Source organism: Gracilibacillus alcaliphilus, assembly GCF_016909015.1.
Lineage (GTDB): Bacteria > Bacillota > Bacilli > Bacillales > Amphibacillaceae > Gracilibacillus > Gracilibacillus alcaliphilus.
Map to the genome: position 1 here is coordinate 1 of NZ_JAFBFA010000078.1, position 1663 is coordinate 1663.

At 39.9% G+C, this 1663-nt stretch carries 1 protein-coding gene; it reads left to right on the forward strand.

The window, feature by feature from the left end; all coding sequences use genetic code 11:
- Window positions 1-8 precede the first annotated feature (8 nt).
- Window positions 9-1247 carry an IS110 family RNA-guided transposase gene (locus JOD18_RS24050; protein WP_338029616.1) on the forward strand — a complete coding sequence of 413 codons (1239 nt, stop codon included), beginning with the start codon at window positions 9-11 and terminating at the stop codon, window positions 1245-1247.
- Window positions 1248-1663 lie beyond the last annotated feature (416 nt).

A 1663-nucleotide genomic window follows, 5' to 3' on the forward strand; every position in this document is an offset into this window, starting at 1 on the left:
AAGAAACAATCATCATCGGTATAGATATCGCAAAGCACAAGCATGTTGCTCGTGCCATTGACGACCGAGGTCGTGATTTATCGAAACGATTAGTGTTTACGAATAATTTGGCAGGATTTAAGCAATTGCTTGACTGGGCCAATGATCTTTTAGAAAAGACAGATCGGCACAGCCTTATTCTAGGAATGGAGCCAACAGGTCATTATTGGCTGAATTTGGCTTACCATTTAAAAGCGCAAGGGCTACGTGCTGTTGTCGTTAATCCGATGAAAGTGAAACGCACCAAGGAATTGGATGATGATTCCCCAACCAAAAATGACACAAAGGATGCCAAAGTGATTGCACAGGTCGTTCGTGCTGGCAGGTATAATGAACCGTTATTATTAGAAGGTATCTACGCTGAATTGCGTGAAGGAATAAAACTACACGACATGATGCAGGAAGATTTGTCGTCTATAAAAGCACAAGTACACAATGTATTGGATCGCTATTTCCCAGAGTTTCTAACCGTTTTTAAAGATTGGACCGGGAAAGCAGCCCTTCACTTTTTAAAAAAGGGCTATCTGCCAAAGGATATTCAATCAAGCTCTGAGGAAGAATTAATGGCAGAGGTCAAACGGGCTGCTAAACGTGGTGTTGGAATCAAACGCATCCAGGAGCTTAAACGTGTAGCTGAGACAAGTGTCGGTTTAACAGTTGGTTTAACGATGGCACGTCAGGAAATGGCCTATTTAATCGATCAATATCAGACTATACAGGAACGCATCGAAGCCCATGAGGCACTGCTTGAAGATCTTGTTCTTCACGTTCCTGGAGCCAGTCAAATGATGGAAATAAAAGGGGTTAGTTCTATGACGGTTGCCGGCTTTTACGCCGAGGTTGGAGACTTATCCAATTATCGAGATCCACGTCAAATTATTAAATTAGCGGGAATCAATCTCAAGATGAACCAATCTGGAATATTTAAAGGTCAAACAACCATCACCAAACGTGGCCGCCGTCGATTAAGATCTCTGTTATATCAAGTTGCACGCCCTTTATCGATTCATAATGAAGGCTTTAAACAACTGCACAATTATTATAAAAACCGACCAGATAATCCACTCACAGGAAAGCAATCCTTTGTGGCACTTAGTCGGAAATTGATTAAGGTATTTTTTGTCATAGGTACGCGCCATTGTTCTTTTGACGAATCACGTATGATGAAAGACATTCCATCATTGAATAAGTTACAGGAAACAGCTTAAGGAATACATGAAAACCAAAATATACGTTATTTATTATTCATATTGATATTTATTACATTCGAAGCACGGATTAGCCGGTCGATATTCACTCCGTTAGGGCATAGACCCACTTAGAAAGCATTTCCGGCATCCACACATGGTAAGGTCGAACGAAGGAATGTACGCGCATTGACGCCGTGAGAAATGGGAGGGTCCACCACCATGTTTGATGTGGAGCTCCAAGGTGCGATTATAGGAGAATATGTACCCAGTTTTTGGAAAATTAATCACTAGGTTTATTAAATCGCATTAAATTATACCAAAATAATCCTATAATGGATGTATATTCCTTGACTTACCTAATGTTTTTAATATTAATCAATGAAAATTAGAGAAAAACAGCGATATTTTAAGAAAATGAAAGTATATTGAGGGAG